We start from the raw sequence: 17669 nt of genomic DNA, 5'->3' as shown, positions 1-17669 counted from the left end.
GATACGCGTCGTCCGTCGGCGGGCAGGCCCGCTGCGCTCGCTGCACTCGCTCCGCGTGCCTGCCCGTGACGGCGGCTGCGGTCCGGTCTTCCGTATGCGCGTTCAGCCGGCTCTTACGGGAGCTTCCAGTCGATGGGCTGGGCGCCCTGCTGTTCGAGGAGCTGGTTGGCGCGGCTGAACGGGCGGGATCCGAAGAAGCCGCTGTTCGCGGAGTAGGGGCTCGGGTGCGGCGACTCGATGCAGGGCACGTTGCCGAGCATCGGCTTGAGGTTGCGGGCGTCGCGGCCCCACAGGATCGCGACGAGGGGGCGGTCGCGGGCGGCGAGGGCGCGGATGGCCTGCTCGGTGACCTGCTCCCAGCCCTTGTCGCGGTGCGAGCCGGGCTTGCGCGGCATGACGGTGAGGGCCCTGTTCAGCAGCAGGACGCCGCGTTCGGCCCAGGGCGTGAGGTCGCCGCTGGACGGCTCGGGGTGGCCGAGGTCGTCGCAGTACTCGCGGAAGATGTTGACGAGGCTGGCGGGCAGCGGCCGGACGTCGGGGGCGACGGAGAAGCTGAGGCCGACCGGGTGGCCGGGCGTGGGGTAGGGGTCCTGCCCGACGATCAGTACCCGGACGTCGTCGAACGGCTGGGTGAAGGCGCGCAGGATGAGGTTCCCGGCGGGCAGGTAGCGGCGTCCGGCGGCGACCTCGGCGCGCAGCCAGTCGCCGGCGGCGGCGATCGTCCCGGCGACGGGGGCGAGGGCCTGCGCCCAGCCGGCTTCGACGATCTCGGTGAGGGGGCGTGCCGTCATGGCGCACCAGCCTAGTGCGGTGATCACCGGGCCCGCGGCCGAACCGTTTCTTGATCAGGCCTGTGACGTTTCCTGACCACATAAGGACGGCGGATCGGGAAAAGGTTTCCTGGTTGCCCGAATCGGCAGATGAACCGGGTGAAACGTCCCGTTAAGTCGGCGTTACTTCCCGACGCGAAGCGTTGACGTTCCGCGTCCGCCGCCGAAACCTGGGAGGGCAGGCAAGTGCCGGACGAGCGGACGGGACGATCGGATGACCCAGCTGACCAGCGTGGACGCCACATTCCTGAACGCCGAGATGGGCAACGTGCACGCCCACATCGCGGGCCTCGGGGTGCTCGACCCCGCGTCGTGCCCGGGCGGGCGGCTCACCACCGCGATGGTGGCCGGACTGGTGCGCGAGCGCGCCCACCTGGCCGCGCCGCTGCGGCGGCGGCTCGTCCGGGTGCCGCTCGGCCTGGACTTCCCGTACTGGGAGGACGACCCGGACTTCGCGCCGGAGAAGCACATCGTCGAGATCGGGCTGCCCGCGCCGGGTGACGACCGGCAGCTCGCCGACGCGGTCGCGATGCTGCACGAGCAGCCGCTCGACCGGTCCCGCCCGCTGTGGGAGATCGCCCTGATCCAGGGCCTGCAGGGCGGCCGCGTCGCCGTGTACGTGAAGGTGCACCACGCCGCGATCGACGGCGTGCTGGCGGCCGAGACGCTCGCCGCGCTGCTCGACCTGTCGCCCGAGCCCCGCGAGCTCCCGCCGGACGACGCCGCTCCCACGCGCGCCCCGAGCCCGGCGGCGATGGTCGGGACGGGGCTGCTGCGGATGGCGGCGCACCCCGTCCGGTCGGCGCTGTCGCTCGCGCGGAGCGCCCCGTACCTGGACGAGATCCCCGGCCTCGCGTCCATCCCCGGCGTCGGGTCCGTGTCGTCGGCGGTGCAGGCCGCGCTGCGCCGGCCGGAGGCGCCGCCGGTGCCGCGGGTCGCCGCGCCGCCCACCCCGTTCAACCGGCCGGTGGGCCGGCGCCGCGCCGTCGCCTGCGGCGAGCTGCCGCTCGCGGACGTCAAGGAGATCCGGCGCGGGCTCGGCGGCAGCGTCAACGACGTGGTCATGGCGCTGTGCGCGACGGCGCTGCGGCAGTGGCTGGACAAGCGCGGCGACCTGCCCGACGGCCCGCTGGTCGCGGGCGTCCCGGTGTCGCTGCGGCGCGCGGGCGGCGGCGGCCCCGGCGGCAACCAGGTGTCGATCATGAGCACGCCGCTGGCCACGCACATCCCCGACCCGGCCGAGCGGTACGCCGCCGTCCGGCGCGACATGGACCTGGTCAAGCGGCGGTTCACCGCGTCGTCGGGCGGCTGGGTGCGGGAGATGAGCGGGCTCCTGCCCGCGCCCGTCGCGGGCGCCGTCACCAGGTTCGCGCTGCAGGCCGCGTCGGCGGTGTCGCTGCGGCCGGTGAACCTCGTCGTGTCGAACGTCCCGGGCCCGCAGTTCCCGCTGTACCTGTGCGGCGCGCGGGTGCTCGGCTACTACCCGATCTCCGTGATCACCGACGTCAGCGGCGGCATGAACATCACGGTCTTCTCCTACGACGGCAAGGTGGACGTCGGCATCGTCGCCTGCCGCGACCTGATCCCCGACCCGTCGGAGATCATCGACCACCTCGACGACGCGCTGGACGAGTTGAGGGCGCTCAGCCGGCAGGCGCTCGGCGAGGGCTGACGGTCAGGCGAGGGCTGACGGTCAGGCGAGGGCTGACGGTCAGGCGCGGATGCCCAGCGCGGCGCGGTGTGCGCGGGCCAGGGCCAGTGCGGCGGCGCCGGCCGGTTGGATCGGTTCGGGGATCGGTGCGTCGAGGTTCGCCAGGGACACGCGGCCCTCGTCGTTGACGGCGACGAGGTCTCCGAACAGTTCCGTGAAGGCCGCGTCGTCCATCACGACGACGGTGAGGAGGTCGAGCGCGAACGTCAGCGGGTCCACGCCGAGGCCGAGGAAATAGGCGCGGATACGGCGCTCATTGCGCGCGCGCGTCATCGTCCGGTGGAAAGGCCATTCTTCCTGGACGAAATCGTCGCCGTAGTCCTCGTCCATTCCGAGCAGTTCCTCGGCGTATTCGCGGACCATGCAGCGCCACAGGTCGAGGTCCGCGCGCTCGTCCGCCAAGGGCTGGAAGACGCCGACCGGCATCACCTGGTGCAGGCCGCCGGCGTGCGCGACCTTCGCCGGGTCCCGCCAGTGCAGGACGTACGCGCCGGACACCGTGACCGTCAGCGTCGTGATCGCGCACAGCGCCGTCCGGCGCCGCAGGTCCCGCGGGTCGCCGACGCGGCGGCGCAGGCCGTCGCGGCCGGCGGCCAGCTCGTGCGCGGCGGCCTCGCCGACGTTCACGCCGTCGAAGTAGCGGCCGGGGCCGAAGCGCAGCACCGGAGGGGCGGCGGCGAGCAGGCGGTAGCTCGGCCGGTCGTCGAAGATCCGCGGCGGGGCGAGCGCGGCCATGGCCTCGGCGTAGGTGCGGTAGCCGTTCGGGAGCCCGTCGGACGGCGCGGCGACGGCGGGCGGAGCGGGGGCGGGGTCCCACTCCAGCAGGACGTCCTCCAGCGGGACCGGGGCGTCCGGGATCCATTCCTCGCGGCACATCAGCCGGGTGCCCGCGACGCGCGGGACGCCGGGGTAGAGGCCGTCGCTCGCGACGCGCCCGAGGCGGTCGCGCTCGGCGTTCAGCCGTGCCCGCTCGGCCCTCCATCGCTCCTCGTCAGCGTTCATCAGCACCGACCGTAGGCCATCGGGGACCGCCGGGTCCGGGGCCGGGCCACCGGAGAACGTGACCTAAAGTAACTTTACGTGCAGACCGCCCAAAGTACCGAAAACCCCCTGGAGTCCCTGGAGAAGCGGAGCGCGGCGCCCCTCGCCTGGGCGCTGTGGGGAGTGGGCGTCCTCGCCTACGTCGTGGCGGTCCTGCACCGGACGTCCTTCGGCGTCGCCGGCGTTGACGCCGTCCACCGCTTCGGCGCGTCCGCCGGCATGCTCGCCTCCTTCACCGTCCTCCAGCTCCTCGTCTACGCGGGCCTCCAGATCCCCGTCGGCCTGCTGCTGGACCGCGTCGGCCCCCGCTGGATGATCGCCGGCGGCGCGCTGCTGATGGCCGCCGGGCAGGCGCTGATGGCCGTCTCCACCTCCGTCGGCACCGCCGTCGCCGCCCGCGTCCTGGTCGGCGCCGGCGACGCGATGACCTTCATCAGCGTGCTGTCGATCGTCGCCACCTGGTTCCCCGGCCGGCAGGCCCCCGTCGTCACCCAGCTCACCGGCCTGCTCGGGCAGCTCGGCCAGGTGCTCAGCGCCGTCCCGCTCGTCGCGCTGCTGCACGGCCCCGGCTGGACCACCGCGTTCGGCTCCGCCGCCGCCCTCGGCGTCCTCGTCGGCGTGCTGGCCGTCGCGGTGCTGCGCGACTCCGCGCCCGGCGCCGTCCGCACCGCGTCACCGTCGCTGCGCCAGGTCGGCCGCGACCTCCGCGCCGCGTTCCGGCACCCCGGCACCCGCCTCGGCCTCTGGACGCACTTCGTCACCCAGTTCTCGTCCAACACGTTCGCGCTCATGTGGGGCTACCCGTACCTCGTGTCCGGCCAGGGCATGCGGCCCTCCGCCGCGTCCGCCCTGCTCACCCTGTTCGTGCTGGCCAACGTCGTCTCCGGGCCGTTCGTCGGGCGGCTCGTCGCCCGGTACCCGCTGCGCCGGTCGCGGCTCGTCCTCGGCATCGTCGCGACCAACGCCGGCGCCTGGGCCGCCGTCCTCGCCTGGCCGCCGCCCGCCCCGTCCTGGCTGCTGGTCCTGCTGGTGGTGTGCGTCGCGCTCGGCGGCCCCGGCGCCATGATCGGCTTCGACTACGCCCGGACCTTCAACCCGCCCGCCCGGCAGGGCACCGCCACCGGCATCGTCAACGTCGGCGGCTTCGTCGCGGCCCTGATCACGATCCTGCTGATCGGCCTCGTGCTGGACGCGCTGTCGCCCGGCAGGGAGTTCACCCCGTCCGCCTTCCGCGCCGCCTGGACCGTCCAGGTCCTCATCTGGACGGTCGGCGTCGCCGGCGTGCTGCGCACCCGCCACCTGACCCGCCGCCACATCGCCCTCTCCGAAAGCCGATAAAGGCGCCGGAAAAGCCATTCCCCGGCCGACCGTAAATGCGTCGTCCGCGCGGTCAGATATGCGTTGACGCTCGGTGGACACGGATGTGTAGAGTTGATCTGTTTTGATCGGCGACCGCAGGGAGGCACCGGGTGGCGGACGGGCAGGACGGCGGCACGGCCGCCTGGACAAAGGTCGTGTACGTGCCCTCCCGCCGTTTCCAGCGGGGCGACGCCTTGGCCGAATTCGCGCTGAGCCGGTTCGAGGACGGCCGCCGCGTCCTGCCCATGTACTCGTCCCTCGAACTCCTCGTCGCCGGCTGCGGCGAGGACCAGCCCTGGGTCGCCGTCCAGCTCCGCGCCCCCGAGGGCGTCGAGGAACTCGCCGAGCTCGCCGGCGCCGACGTCGTGTTATGGGACGTCGACTTCACCCAGATGGACGGCGAGTCCCCATGACCGGCGCGGCCCCATGACCGGCGCGGCCCCATGACCGGCGGCGGCCTCGTTCCCGGCGGCACCGGGAAGGCGGCGCCGCCGGGCAGGCGCGTCAGGGGCGCAGCTCCAGCGTGCAGCACTTGGGGCCGCCGCCCGCCTTGCGGAGCTCGGACAGGTCCACCGGGACGGGCTCGTACCCGTGGTCGCGCAGCGTGCCGATCAGGCCGGTCGCCTCGGCGTTGATGACGACGTTGCGGCCGTCGCAGACGGCGTTGAGGCCGAGGACGGCCGCGTCCGCCTCGCCGGCGAGGACGGCCTCGGGGAAGAGCCGTTCGAGCACCGCGCGGCTGCCGGGGGAGAAGGCGCCCGGGAAGTAGGCGACGTTGGAGCCGCCGAGCGGGAACAGCGCGGTGTCCAGGTGGTAGAAGCGCGGGTCGATCAGCCGCAGCGTCACCACCGGGCGGCCGAGGAACTCCTGCGCCTCCTGGTGGGCGGCGATGTCGGTGCGGAAGCCCGTCCCGGCGAGGATGACGTCGTCCAGGGTGAGGAAGTCGCCCTCGCCCTCGTTGGTGTGCTCGGGCAGGAGGACGTCCGGGAAGCCGTTCTTGCGGAGCCAGTCGGCATAGGCGGGGCCTTCCGCGGCGCGCTCGGGGAAGGTGAACCTCGCGCCGTACGCGCGCCCGCCGACGACGAGGGCGCCGTTCGCGGCGAAGACCATGTCGGGCAGGCCCTCGATCGGGTCGATGAGGCTGACCTCGTGGCCGAGGGCGAGGTAGGCGGCGCGGAGCGCCTCCCACTGCGCGACGGCCCGCCCCGCGTCCGCGCCGGCGGCCGGGTCCATCCACGGGTTGATCGCGTAGGTCACGGCGAAGTGCTCGGGACGGCACATCAGGTAGTGCCGCCGCACCGCGGTCCGCCGCGGGGTGCTCGGCTCCGTTGCCGGCATCACGGTCATGCTCGTCTCCTGGGGCTTCCAAAAGGACTCGACTGAGCGAAAGCCTAGAAACGAAAGCCGCGCATTCCAATGCGTCGACCTTGCGCTGACCTGCGGATTCGTTGCGTCTTGCGGTGGCGCGGCGGCGATTCGTTGCGCACCGCGCGGATGTCAGGCGGGCGGGCGCGGCAGCGGGGTGAACAGGTGGTCGAGCATGGTGTGCAGGAAGGCGCGGAACCCCTCGACGTCGTCGTGGGGGCACGGGGCGCTGCTCGGCGTGTGGCGGCGGGGCGGCTCGCCCGGGCCGCTGCGGACGACGCCGCCGGTGAGGAATCCGTACACGCACCAGACCACGCTCCAGATGAGGTAGTCGGGGTCGACGTCGGGCGGGACGAGGCCGCGCACGGTGTCGGCGATGTCGCGCGACAGGGGCTGGGTGTAGAGCTCCTCGAGGTCGGGCAGGTCGGCGGCGTCGCCCATCCAGCGGTGCTGCCAGAGCGCCAGGACCCGCGGGTGGGAGACGTAGAAGTCGAGGTAGGCGTCGGCGAGCATCAGGACGCCGCTCCGGTCGGGCGTGAAGACGGCCAGCGCCTCGCGGAGGGCGGCCTCCTCGACCTCGTCGGCGTTGCGCATCACGGCGCGGTACAGGTCCGCCTTGGTCGCGGCGACGGAGTGGACGGCGTCGATGCCGAGGCCCGCCGCGTCGGCGATCATCTGCAGCGACGTCCCGTCGTACCCGAGTTCGGCGAAGATCCGCGTCGCGGTCTCGATGAGCCGGTCCTCTTCGGTTCCCCCCATGTGCTCACTCTAAGTGACGTCCAGGCGACGCTTTGCGGGCGCATGGGCCGGGCGGTGTGCGCGCCCGGCCCGTCCCGGCGGTCAGGCGGACTCGGTGGGGAGCCCGGCGGCCACCCAGTCCTCGATGCCTTCGCGGTACTTGCGGACGTCGGTGTAGCCGAGGGCGGTGAGCCGGTCCGCGACCTGGCCGCTGTTGGCGCAGGCCGGGTTGGAGCAGTAGGTGACGATCGCGGCGGCGCGGTCGGGCAGCAGGGCGGGCGCCTGCGCATTGACGTCGGCCGCGACGAGCGGGACGGCGCCGGGCAGGTGCTGCTTGGCGTAGTACTCGCCGCCCAGCGCGTCGACCACCGTGACGGCGCCGGCGTCGATGGCCGCCTTGAGTTCGTCCCGGTCGATGAGTGCGGTCATGGCTGTGCCTCCAGAGAAGACGGACTATAGTCCGGTTATGGCTCGAGACGATATCGGACCGCAGTCCGCTTCTGCAACGCCCCTGGAACTGCTCCGCACCCCGCCGCCCAAGGAGCGCGCGGACGCGGCCCGCAACCGGGCGGCGGTCCTGGAGGCGGCCGGCCGGCTGTTCGCCGAGCGGGGCGTCGAGGCGGTGTCGATGGACCAGGTGGCGGCCGAGGCCGGCGTCGGCAAGGGGACGCTGTTCCGGCGCTTCGGCGACAAGGCGGGGCTGGCCGTCGCGCTGCTGGACGCGCGGGAGCGCGTGCTGCAGGAGGCGATCCTGCACGGGCCGCCGCCGCTCGGCCCGGGGGCGGGGGAGGAGGAGCGCCTGGTCGCGTTCGCCGGGGCGTACCTCGACTACCTGCTGGAGCATCTGGCGCTCGTGCGGATGTCGGAGACCGCGTCACCGGGCGCGCGGTACCGCATCGGCGCGTACCGGTTCTGGCACCGGCATGTCGCGATCCTGGCGGCGGGCGCGCAGGACCCCGAGTACGCCGCGCACGCCCTGCTCGCGGCGCTGTCCGCCGAGCACGTCGCGGCGCTCCTGCCCGACCTGGGGGAGGAGCGCGTCAGGGAGGGGACGGCCCGGCTCGCCCGGTCCGTGCTGCGCTGACCGGACGGCGGGACGCCCCACGCGAGGCGGCGTGCCCGTCCGCGGCGGGCGGGCACGCCGGATCGGATCAGAGGTTGATCATGTGGCCGGCGAGGCCGTGCACGGCCTCCTTGACGGCCTCGCCCAGGGACGGGTGCGCGTGCACGTTCCGGGCGACCTCGTGGACGGTCAGGTCCCACTGCTGGGCGAGGGTCAGCTCGGGCAGCAGCTCGGTGACCTCGGGGCCGATCAGGTGCCCGCCGAGGATCTCGCCGTACTTCGCGTCGCTGATCAGCTTGACGAAGCCGTCGCCCTCGCCGAGGCCGAGCGCCTTGCCGTTGGCGCTGTAGGGGAACTTGGCGACCTTGACATCGAAGCCCTGCTCGCGCGCCTGCGCCTCGGTCCAGCCGAACGAGGCGACCTGCGGCTGGCAGTAGGTGGCGCGCGGGATCATCACGTAGTCGAGCTCCATCGTCTCGGCGCCCGCGATGGTCTCGGCGGCGACGATGCCCATGGACTCGGCGGCGTGCGCGAGCATCAGCTTGGCGGTGACGTCGCCGATCGCGTAGATGTGCGGGACGGACGTGCGGCAGCGGCCGTCCACGTCGATCGCGCCGCGCTCGGTGAGCTGCACGCCGGTCTTGTCGAGCCCGTAGCCGTCGACGTTCGGCTGGAAGCCGATCGCCTGCAGCACCTTGTCGGCCTCGATGACCTGCTGGGCGCCGTCCTTGCCGGTGACGGTGACCTTGACCTTGTCGCCGGAGTCGTCGATGCCGTCGACCCGGGTGGAGGTCAGCACGTCGATGCCGAGCTTGCGGTACCGCTTCGCCAGCTCCTTGGACACGTCGGCGTCCTCGTTCGGGACCATCCGGTCGAGGAACTCGACGATCGTGACCTTGACGCCGTAGTTGTGCAGGACGTAGGCGAACTCGACGCCGATGGCGCCCGCGCCGGCGATGACGATGCTCTCCGGCAGCTCGGAGCTGAGGATCTGCTCCTCGTAGGTGACGACCCGCTCCGACAGCGACGTCCCGGGCAGCAGCTTGGTGTGCGCGCCCGCCGCGATGATGCAGCTGTCGAAGGTCACGGTCTCGGTGGCGCCGTCGGCCTTGGCGACCTGCAGGGTGTTCGGGTCGGTGAACGTCCCGCGCCCGTCATAGGAGGTGATCTTGTTCTTCTTCATCAGGAACTGGACGCCCTTGACGAGCTTGTCCGATACCTGGCGGCTGCGCTGGTAGGCGACGCCGTAGTCGAAGGTGACGTTGCCCTCGACGCTGATCCCGTAGGTCTTCTGCTCCTGGGTGAAGATGTGCGCCAGCTCGGCGTTGCGCAGCAGCGCCTTCGAGGGGATGCAGCCGACGTTGAGGCATACCCCGCCCCAGTACTTCTCCTCGATGATCGCCGTCTTCAGCCCGAGCTGTGCCGACCGGATCGCGGCGACATATCCACCCGGGCCCGCGCCCAGGACCACGACGTCAAAGTGTTCGCTCATATTCATTGACGATATTCGGCGCGGGGCCGTGCTCGCATCCCGGACGGCACCGCAGCGACGCAGGTCGCACCGGTGCGCGGGCCGGCGCCGAAAATGATCACACCCCGTGACCGTCCGCCTCCCGTACGGCTCCCTCATCACATGCTGTTAGGCTGTGTTCATTGCAACCACGGCCCAGGGGCCTCGCCTGGCGGCTCGGCCCCTGACCGTGCTTGTGCGAGCGCGAACTCGCTTCGCGAGCTTCCCGGGAAGGCTCGCCTCCGGCATCGCCTCCCCGGTCAGATAGCGCGCTCGCGCGGTGGCTCGGCACTTCGAACGGGCCGCGAGGCGCGGAGGGTCCGGCCGCCGGACCTCCAGAGGCCGACAGCCCGTGCGCGGACCGCTGGAACACGGCGGCGCCGGCCGATCGTTGCCCCCAGATGCCCTGCCGGGCGCAGCGGCCCGTCCCGAGCCGAGTGGAGGAGAAGCCGAGTGAGGATTCCCAAGCGCGTCAACGCCGTCCTGGACTGGATGGAGCAGCACTTTGGCGCACTTGCGGCGGTCGTCGCGCTGGTCGTCGTGGCGCTGGTCGCCACCCTCGCGCCGCCGCTGGTCGGGTTCCCCGTCGCCGGCTTCGTCATCGGGCTCGCCGCCGGCGGGTTCCTCGTGCACGTGCGGCTGAGCCGGCGGATCGCGCGAGCCCGCGCGGAGGTCGACGACCTGCTGCGGGAGAACGGCGCGCTGCGGCACCGCAACACGATCCTCGCCAGCGGCGTGATCACCCGGGGCGCGCAGGAGACGCAGGCGCTGGTCGCCATCCCGGAGGACGACGAGGACCTCGTGGAGGACGACCCGGCCCGCACCGCGGCGCTCCCCGAGCTGACCGACGAACTGCTCGGCGGCGACCCCGGCGACACCCTCGGCGACGGCGTCAAGAGCGGCGCCGAGGACGCGACCGCGGAGCCCGGTCCCGACCCCGCCGCCGTCGACGGCACCGCGGACACCGAGGACGACGAGGACACCGCGAAGAACGTCCGCAGGGCGTAGCCGCGCGCCTCCGCCGCGCCATCGGGCCGCGGCCGCCGGGCGTTAACTCCGCCGATCTTCGGGCAGAGGGAAGCCGGGAGGTGCGGATGAACGCAGAGTCCGGTCCGGAGCCCGCCGGGACGGGGACGGCCAGCGGAGGCGACCACGCCGCGCGGGAGGACGTGGACCTCGGCGCGGTGCACAAGGCCGTCATCGCGTCCGCGATGGGCAACTGCATCGAGTGGTTCGACTTCGGGGTGTTCAGCGCCGGGGTGATGACCTCGATCATCGGCACGAAGTTCTTCCCCTCGGACATCTCCGGCAGCGCGACGCTGCGCTCGTTCGCGCTGATCGCCGCGGCGTTCCTGGCCCGCCCGTTCGGCGGGCTGTTCTTCGGCCCGATGGGCGACAAGCTCGGCCGCAAGCGGGTGCTCGCCACCACGATCATCCTGATGTCCGGCTCCACCTTCGTGATCGGCATCCTGCCCGGCTACTCCGCGATCGGGATCGCGGCGCCGCTGCTGCTGCTGGCGGTGCGGCTCGTCCAGGGGTTCTCCACGGGCGGCGAGTACGGCGGCGCCGCCACGATGATCGCCGAGTACGCGCCGACGAACCGGCGCGGCTACTTCGGCAGCTTCCTGGAGTTCGGCACGCTGACCGGCTACATCATGGGCGCCGGGCTCGTGCTGCTGGTGAACCTCGCGGTCGGCGACGACGCGATGCACTCCTGGGGCTGGCGGATCCCGTTCCTGCTCGCGCTGCCGCTCGGCATCGTCGGGCTGTACGTGCGGACCCGGATCGAGGACACCCCCACGTTCCAGCGGATGGAGGAGGCGGGCAAGAAGGCGCGGTCGCCGCTGAAGGAGACGCTCCAGCACTACTGGAAGATCATCCTGATGCTGATCGGGATCGTCTTCCTGCTGAACGTCGCGGACTACACGCTGCTCACCTTCATGCCGTCCTACCTGGTGGACTTCCTGCACATGGGCAGCGTGAAGTCGCAGCTGGTGACGATCGGGGTGGAGGCCGCGATGATGGCGGTGATCCTGCCGACCGGCCACCTGTCCGACCGGATCGGGCGCCGGCCGGTGCTGCTGATGGCGGCGGTCGGGTTCCTGCTGCTGAGCTGGCCCGCGTTCGCGCTGATGCAGACCAACAACTGGCTCGGCATCGTGCTCGGGTACGCGATCATCGGCGGGCTGCTGGTGCTGATGCTCGCGGTGATCGGCGCGACGTTCCCGGCGATGTTCCCGACGAAGGTGCGGTACGGGGCGTTCGCGATCGGCTACAACATCTCGACGTCGCTGTTCGGCGGGACCGCCGCGGTGCTCGTCGGGTCGCTGATCGACGTGACCGGCAGCAACTACGTGCCGGCGTACTACATCATGATCGCGGCGGCGGTGGCGCTGGTCCCGATCCTGATGATCAAGGAGACGGCGAACGTGCCGATCGAGCGGGTCGGGATGGAGAACGCCCCGGAACCGGTGGGCTCCGGGGCGCGGCGCTGACCCCCGCCGCGCGGGCGGGGGACGGGGCGCGTCAGCGGGCGAAGTGCCGGCGGGCCCAGCCCACCAGCGATCCCGCGATCACGAGCGCGGCCGTCGTCTCGATCGCCAGCGCGGTCCACACGGTGGTCACCGGGGGCCTCCCTCCGTCTCCGGCCGGACGCGTCCGTCCCGCGTCCGATGCTCATCAGGCGTAACACCAGGATGCGGCCCGGGTTTCCCTGCCCGGGCCGCCGGACAGCGTGATTCGCGTCACGTCACACCCCCTCTGACCTGCGGCGAAACCTTCATGGACGGTAAAACCGCTGGTCGAACGCCCGCCGCCGCACGCCGCGCCCGGCCGGCCGGGCGGCGCGCTCCCGCGGGCCTCGCGCCGGGCTATCGCCGGACGGTCTGACTTCTGTGGCCCGTAGGCGAACATATAGCTCGTTGCGCCCGTTCGATTACGGTCGGTAGCGTCTCCGTTGGCTGATCCATGGCAGACCCACGACGAATCGGTGGTGTGGACGTGACGGAAGAGCAGTTGAGCCTCAGTACCTCTGCGGCGCGGAACCTGGCGACCACGACCAAGTCCGTCCCCCAGATGCAGGGGATCACCTCCCGGTGGCTGCTGAAGCTGCTGCCGTGGGTGGAGGCGTCCGGCGGCGCCTACCGCGTCAACCGGCGGCTCACCTACACGGTCGGCGACGGGCGGGTGACGTTCGTGACGACCGGCGCGGACGTCAGGGTCATCCCCCGCGAGCTGGGGGAGCTGCCCCCGCTGCGCGGCTACGAGGACGACCTGGCCCTGGACGCCCTCGCCGGCCGCTTCACCCAGCAGGAGTACGAGCCCGGCGACGTCATCGTGGAGGAGGGCCGGCCGATCGACCGGGTCGTCCTCGTCGTGCACGGCAAGCTCAGCCGGGTCGGGTCCGGCGAGTACGGCGCGGAGGCCGTGCACGGGACCCTCGCCGACGGCGACTTCTTCGGCGAGCAGGCGCTCGTCGGCTCCGACGAGGGGGCGGAGCCGGCGACCTGGGAGCACACCGTCAAGGCGCTCACCGCGGTGACGGTCCTCAGCATGAGCGAGGCCGACTTCCAGGAGACACTCGGCCAGTCCGCCTCGCTGCGCGAGCACCTCGACGCCTACCGGGCGAGCCCCGACCGCGCGAGCAACGAGCACGGCGAGGCCGCGATCGACCTGGCGTCCGGGCACGACGGCGAGCCCGTGCTGCCCGGCACGTTCGTCGACTACGAGGGCTCCCCCCGCGAGTACGAGCTGAGCGTCGCGCAGACGGTGCTGCGGGTGCACACCCGCGTCGCCGACCTCTACAACGAGCCGATGGACCAGGTGGAGCAGCAGCTCCGGCTGACCGTCGAGGCGCTGCGCGAGCGGCAGGAGCACGAGCTGGTCAACAACCGGGACTTCGGGCTGCTGCACAACACCGACCTGGCGCAGCGGGTGCACACCCGGTCCGGCCCGCCCACCCCCGACGACATGGACGACCTGCTCACGCTCGTCTGGAAGGACCCGGCGTTCTTCCTCGCCCACCCGAAGGCGATCGCGGCGTTCGGCCGCGAGTGCAGCGCCCGCGGCGTCTACCCCGACAGCGTCGACGTCGGCGGCCACAAGGTGCCGGGCTGGCGCGGCGTCCCGATCTTCCCCTGCAACAAGATCCCGGTCAGCCGGACCGCGACCAGCTCGATCCTGCTGATGCGGACCGGCGAGGCGGCGCAGGGCGTCATCGGCCTGCACCAGACCGGGCTGCCGGACGAGTACCAGCCGGGGCTGTCCGTCCGGTACATGGGCATCGACGACAAGGCGCTCATCAACTACCTGGTCAGCTGCTACTACTCGGCGGCCGTCCTGGTGCCGGACGCGCTCGGCATGCTGGAGTCCGTCGAGGTCGCGCACGGCGGTGCGGCGTAGTGCGACCGTTCGAACTCCCCGAGTTCTACGTGCCGCACCCCGCGCGGCTGAACCCCCATGTCGACGCGGCCCGCGCGCACTCCCGCCGCTGGGCGCACGAGATGGGGATCCTCGGCCCCGACGAGACGGGGCCCGAGGTCTGGGACGAGGACGAGTACGACGCGCACGACTACGCGCTGCTCACCGCGTACACGCACCCGGACGCGCCCGGTCCCGTCCTGGACCTGGTGAACGACTGGTACGTGTGGGTGTTCTACTTCGACGACCACTTCCTCGAGAGGTACAAGCGGCCCCGCGACCTCGCGGGCGCCAAGGAGTACCTCGCGCGGCTCCCCGCCTTCATGCCGGTGAAGGCGGGGGGACCGCCGCCCCCGGAGCCGGCGAACCCGGTCGAGCGGGGTCTCGCCGACCTGTGGGAGCGGACCGTCCCGCTCATGTCGCGGGAGTGGCGGGCCCGGTTCGCCGAGAGCACCCGCAACCTGCTGCAGGAGTCGGCGTGGGAGCTGGCGAACATCGACGAGTCCCGCGTCCCGAACCCGATCGACTACGTGCACATGCGCCGCAAGGTCGGCGGCGCGCCGTGGTCGGCGGACCTGGTCGAGGTCGCGGCGGGCGCGGAGGTGCCGGCGCGGGTCGCCGGGACGCGCCCGCTGCGGGTGCTGAAGGACGCGTTCTCCGACGCCGTCCACCTGCGCAACGACATCTTCTCCTACCAGCGGGAGACCGAGAGCGAGGGCGAGGTGAACAACGGCGTCCTGGTGATGGAGCGGTTCTTCGGGACCGGTCCGCAGCGCGCCGCCGAGATCACCAACGACCTGCTCACGTCCCGGATGCAGCAGTTCGAGCACACGGCCGTCACCGAGCTGCCGGTGCTGTTCGAGGAGGAGGCGCTGAGCCCGGCCGAGCGCGGCGACGTGCTGCGCTACGCGCGGGGCCTGCAGGACTGGCAGTCCGGCGGGCACCAGTGGCACCTGCGGTCCAGCCGCTACATGAACCAGGGCGCGGTGCGGCGGCGCGTCCCGCCCGGGCTGCCGGAGGTCGCCGGGCTGCTCGGGCTCGGGACGTCGGCGGTGCGGATCCGGTCGCTGACCAGGCCTCCGGACGCCGGGGCCGGCGGCGGAGGTTTCCGGATGCCCGAGTTCTCGCTCCCGTACGAGCCGCTGCTCAACCCCCGGGTCGCCGGGCTGCGCGCGCACACGGCGGAGTGGGCGCGGAAGATGGGCATGCTCGACGTCGACGTCCCCGGTACGTGGACGCCCGAGGCGTTCGACGCCGCCGACTACGCGATGTTCGCGGCGCTCACCCACCCCGACGCGCCCGGCCCCGAGCTGGAGCTCATCGCCGACTGGCACCTGTGGCGGTTCTTCTTCGACGACTTCTTCGCCGAACGGTTCAAGCGGCCCCGCGACCTGCTCGGCGCCAGGGCGTACACGGCCCGGCTGCTCGCGCCGCCCGAGGCGCACGTCCCGTCCGACCCGGTCGAGCGCGGGCTCGCCGACCTGCGGGCCCGCACCGGGGAGGCCATGTCCGGCGACGAGCGCGCCGGGCTCGACGACGCGCTGCGGCAGCTCGCCGACAGCTGGCTGTGGGAGCTGGCGGGGCTCGTCCACAACCGCGTCCCCGACCCCGTCGACTACATCGAGATGCGCCGCCGCACGAGCGGCGCCGCGTTCACCGCCGCGCTGCTGCGGCACGCCCACGCGGGCGGGCTGCCGCCGGACGTCCTCGCGTCCACGCCGATGCAGGCGCTGCACGACACGTTCGCCGACATCGCCGGGCTCCGCAACGACCTGCTCTCCTACCCCAAGGAGGTCGCGGCTCCCGAGGAGGCCGGGGAGGACGGGCTCAACAACGCGGTCGTGGCCGTCGAGCGGTTCCTCGGCTGCGGGACCCAGCGCGCCGCCGACATCGTCGCCGACCTGGTCGAGGCCCGCGTCCGGCAGTTCGAGCGGACCGCCACCGCCGAGCTGCCGATCCTCGCCGCCGAGTCCAGGCTGGACGCCGCCGCCCGCGACGGCCTCGCCCGGTACGTCCGGGCGATGCGCCGCTGGATGGCCGGCGACCTGCGCTGGTCCACGACGACCGGCCGGTACGCCCGGCCCGCGGGCGCGCCCCCGCCGGCCGCCCCGCCGCCTGTCCCGCCCGTGCGGTTCCGCGTCCCGTCCGGCCCGTCCGGGCTCGGCGCCTCGGCGGCCCGCACACCGTTCCGGCCGGCGCGCCCCGCACCGGTGCGGCACAGCCAGACCCAACCAGCGATCCCCGGAGGTAGCGGCACATGACCGACCCGCAGCTGGCCCTGAGCACGCGGGCAGCGCGCAATCTCGCGACGACCACCAAGTCCGTGCCGCAGATGCAGGGCATCACCCCGCGGTGGCTGCTGACGCTGCTGCCGTGGGTGCGGGCGGACGCCGGCACCTACCGGGTGAACCGCCGCCTCACCTACGAGCTCGGCGACGGGCGGGTGACGTTCGTCAACGACGGCGCCAACGTCCGCGTCATCCCCGGCGAGCTGGCGGAGCTGCCGCAGCTGAAGGGGCTCGACGCGATGGTCCTGGACGCCGTCGCCGGCCGGTTCACGCAGGCCGAGTACGCGCCCGGCGAGACGATCGCGACGGCCGGCGACCCGCTCGACCGCGTCCACCTGATCGCGCACGGCAAGATCGCCGAGATCGGGACCGGCGAGTACGGCGGCGAGACGCAGGTCGCGATCCGCGACGGCGGCGACTTCTTCGGCGACGAGGCCCTCCTCGGCGACGCGGGCGAGTGGCCGCACACGTTCCGCGCCCTCACCCCCGCCATCGTGCTGACGCTGTCCCCGACCGCGATCGTCGAGCTCACCGAGCGTTCGGAGACGCTGCGCGCGCGCCTGGACGAGTACCGCGACGCGCCCAAGCCGCCGCAGACCCGGCACGGCGAGGCCGCCATCGACCTGGCGTCCGGTCACGAGGGCGAGGCCGTCCTGCCCGGCACGTTCGTCGACTACGAGGCCTCGCCCCGCGAGTACGAGATGGCCGTCACGCAGACGCTGCTGCGCGTCCACACCCGCGTCGCCGACCTCTACAACAAGCCGATGAACCAGATCGAGCAGCAGCTCCGCCTCACCATCGAGGAGATCCGCGAGCGGCAGGAGCACGAGCTGGTCAACAACCGCGACTTCGGCCTGCTGCACAACGCCGACCTGCGGCACCGCATCCAGACCCGCGGCGGCCCGCCCACCCCCGACGACCTGGACGACCTGCTCGCCCGGCGCCGCAAGACCCGCTTCTACCTCGCCCACCCGAAGGCGATCGCCGCGTTCGGCCGCGAGTGCACCCGCCGCGGCGTGTACCCGGGCACCGCCGAGGTGGACGGCGGGCGCCGCGTCCAGGCGTGGCGCGGCGTCCCGATCTACCCGTGCGACAAGATCCCGATCGGCCCGACCGGCACCACCTCGATCATCGCGATGCGGACCGGGGAGGACGACCAGGGCGTCATCGGGCTGCACCGCACCGGCATCCCCGACGAGGTGCAGCCCGGCCTGTCGGTGCGCTTCACCGGCATCGACGACAAGGCGATCCTGTCCTACCTGGTCAGCGCCTACTACTCGGCCGCGGTGCTGGTGCCGGACGCGCTCGGCGTGCTGGAGAACGTCGAGATCGGCCGCTGACGGGA

The 17669-nt window shown here is 72.7% G+C and carries 15 protein-coding genes; 9 read left to right on the top strand and 6 right to left on the bottom strand.

The window, feature by feature from the left end; translation table 11 throughout:
* Positions 1–113 precede the first annotated feature (113 nt).
* The gene (locus AB0C78_RS33485) at positions 114–791 is read right to left on the bottom strand and encodes a uracil-DNA glycosylase (RefSeq protein WP_151543115.1); all 678 of its coding nucleotides are present in this window, start codon (positions 789–791) and stop codon (positions 114–116) included.
* 253 nt (positions 792–1044) lie between these two features.
* Between AB0C78_RS33485 and AB0C78_RS33480 the strand changes: the two genes are divergently transcribed.
* Positions 1045–2502, top strand: coding sequence for a wax ester/triacylglycerol synthase family O-acyltransferase (locus AB0C78_RS33480; protein ID WP_360755801.1), 1458 nt, complete (start codon positions 1045–1047; stop codon positions 2500–2502).
* Between the two features lie 39 nt (positions 2503–2541).
* On the opposite strand, the gene AB0C78_RS33475 is transcribed toward AB0C78_RS33480, so the two are convergent.
* The gene (locus AB0C78_RS33475; RefSeq protein WP_360755799.1) at positions 2542–3543 is read right to left on the bottom strand and encodes a hypothetical protein; all 1002 of its coding nucleotides are present in this window, start codon (positions 3541–3543) and stop codon (positions 2542–2544) included.
* 78 nt (positions 3544–3621) lie between these two features.
* Between AB0C78_RS33475 and AB0C78_RS33470 the strand changes: the two genes are divergently transcribed.
* Entirely contained in the window at positions 3622–4920 is a 1299-nt protein-coding gene (locus AB0C78_RS33470) for an MFS transporter (protein WP_360755796.1), read from the top strand.
* Positions 4921–5051: 131 nt separating this feature from the next.
* On the top strand, positions 5052–5354 hold the full coding sequence (locus tag AB0C78_RS33465; protein WP_360755793.1) for an SAV_915 family protein: 303 nt from the start codon (positions 5052–5054) through the stop codon (positions 5352–5354).
* 91 nt (positions 5355–5445) lie between these two features.
* Here AB0C78_RS33465 and ddaH read toward each other — a convergent pair whose 3' ends face one another.
* The 3 genes from ddaH to AB0C78_RS33450 all read right to left on the bottom strand — a co-directional run bounded on the left by ddaH (position 5446) and on the right by AB0C78_RS33450 (position 7473).
* Positions 5446–6288, bottom strand: a complete 843-nt coding sequence (gene ddaH / locus AB0C78_RS33460; RefSeq protein ID WP_360755792.1) for a dimethylargininase — start codon at positions 6286–6288, stop codon at positions 5446–5448.
* 150 nt (positions 6289–6438) lie between these two features.
* The gene (locus tag AB0C78_RS33455) at positions 6439–7065 is read right to left on the bottom strand and encodes a TetR/AcrR family transcriptional regulator (protein ID WP_360755790.1); all 627 of its coding nucleotides are present in this window, start codon (positions 7063–7065) and stop codon (positions 6439–6441) included.
* A gap of 81 nt (positions 7066–7146) precedes the next feature.
* Complete coding sequence (locus AB0C78_RS33450) at positions 7147–7473, bottom strand: rhodanese-like domain-containing protein (protein ID WP_360755787.1); 327 nt, start codon at positions 7471–7473, stop codon at positions 7147–7149.
* A 37-nt stretch (positions 7474–7510) separates the two neighbouring features.
* Here AB0C78_RS33450 and AB0C78_RS33445 point away from each other — a divergent pair, with 37 nt between their 5' ends.
* Entirely contained in the window at positions 7511–8128 is a 618-nt protein-coding gene (locus AB0C78_RS33445) for a helix-turn-helix domain-containing protein (RefSeq protein WP_360755785.1), read from the top strand.
* 67 nt (positions 8129–8195) lie between these two features.
* Here AB0C78_RS33445 and lpdA read toward each other — a convergent pair whose 3' ends face one another.
* Positions 8196–9599 (bottom strand): dihydrolipoyl dehydrogenase, encoded by a 1404-nt coding sequence (gene lpdA / locus AB0C78_RS33440; RefSeq protein ID WP_151543122.1) that lies wholly within the window; start codon positions 9597–9599, stop codon positions 8196–8198.
* Positions 9600–10070: 471 nt separating this feature from the next.
* Between lpdA and AB0C78_RS33435 the strand changes: the two genes are divergently transcribed.
* From AB0C78_RS33435 to AB0C78_RS33415, 5 genes are all read left to right on the top strand, one after another.
* Positions 10071–10625, top strand: a complete 555-nt coding sequence (locus tag AB0C78_RS33435; protein WP_360755783.1) for a hypothetical protein — start codon at positions 10071–10073, stop codon at positions 10623–10625.
* A gap of 86 nt (positions 10626–10711) precedes the next feature.
* A complete protein-coding gene (locus AB0C78_RS33430; RefSeq protein ID WP_225991992.1) occupies positions 10712–12112 on the top strand; it encodes an MFS transporter in 1401 nt (466 codons plus the stop codon).
* A 472-nt stretch (positions 12113–12584) separates the two neighbouring features.
* Positions 12585–14018, top strand: a complete 1434-nt coding sequence (locus tag AB0C78_RS33425) for a family 2B encapsulin nanocompartment shell protein (RefSeq protein ID WP_151543124.1) — start codon at positions 12585–12587, stop codon at positions 14016–14018.
* On the top strand, positions 14018–16297 hold the full coding sequence (locus AB0C78_RS33420; protein WP_360755780.1) for a hypothetical protein: 2280 nt from the start codon (positions 14018–14020) through the stop codon (positions 16295–16297). Before AB0C78_RS33425 ends, AB0C78_RS33420 begins: the two co-directional genes overlap by 1 nt.
* On the top strand, positions 16294–17664 hold the full coding sequence (locus tag AB0C78_RS33415) for a family 2B encapsulin nanocompartment shell protein (protein WP_360755777.1): 1371 nt from the start codon (positions 16294–16296) through the stop codon (positions 17662–17664). The genes AB0C78_RS33420 and AB0C78_RS33415 overlap by 4 nt, the downstream gene beginning before the upstream one ends.
* Positions 17665–17669: the final 5 nt, after the last annotated feature.

Source organism: Actinomadura sp. NPDC048394 (genome assembly GCF_040651755.1).
In the GTDB taxonomy this organism is placed as follows: Bacteria; Actinomycetota; Actinomycetes; order Streptosporangiales; family Streptosporangiaceae; genus Spirillospora; species Spirillospora montaniterrae.
This window is presented reverse-complemented; position numbering and strand designations above follow the sequence as displayed.